This is a genomic window from Mesorhizobium sp. M0217 (genome assembly GCF_040321955.1).
In the GTDB taxonomy this organism is placed as follows: Bacteria; Pseudomonadota; Alphaproteobacteria; order Rhizobiales; family Rhizobiaceae; genus Mesorhizobium.
This window is the reverse complement of record NZ_JAMYSN010000070.1, coordinates 1-654: the sequence shown is the minus strand read 5'-3', so window position 1 is coordinate 654 and position 654 is coordinate 1. Positions and strand designations below refer to the sequence as shown.

At 58.6% G+C, this 654-nt stretch carries 1 protein-coding gene; it reads right to left on the bottom strand.

Features of this window, described 5'->3' with window-relative positions; translation table 11 throughout:
* Window positions 1-622: DDE-type integrase/transposase/recombinase (locus tag NKJ18_RS32950; RefSeq protein ID WP_352761618.1), on the bottom strand; the 622-nt coding region annotated here is incomplete at its 3' end.
* Window positions 623-654 lie beyond the last annotated feature (32 nt).

Genomic DNA, 654 nt, shown 5'->3' with positions numbered 1-654 from the left:
CGCCGGCACCTGGGGTCGTGAACTGAATGCCGTTGTCGGTAAGCACTGTGTGGATCTTGTAAGGGACAGCATCAAGAAGATGGCGCAGGAAATCGGCGGAGACCGCTGTCGTTGCCTTCTCGTGCAGCTCGACGAAAGCGAACTTCGAGGTCCGATCTATGGCCACGAACATATGCAGCTTGCCCTGCTCGGTTCGGACCTCGGCGACGTCGATATGGAAGTAGCCGATTGGATAGGCCTTGAACTTCTTCCTTGCCGGCTTGTCGCCCTCGACATCCGGCAACCTGCCTATCCCGTGACGCTGCAGGCAGCGATGCAAGGATGACCGCGACAGATGCGGGATCGTCGGTTGGAGAGCATAGAGGCAATCGTCCAGTGGCAGCAGCGTATAACGCCGAAAGGCGACGATGACCGCCTCTTCCTCAGTCGATAGCACTGTCGACTTCGGATCTCTGGGGCCAGTCGGAAGATCGGCGGCCGACGTCCGGTTCCTCCACTTCCTAACCGTCTTCTGATTGATGCCGTAGCGCTTCGCCAGCGCCCTCAGGCTCTCTTGACTATGCTGTATCGCTCGACGGATCGCCTCTGTCGTCGTGGCGCTCCCATGAAGAACCTGGCCCATAGCGCATCCTTTGATTCGGACGAAAAGTATGC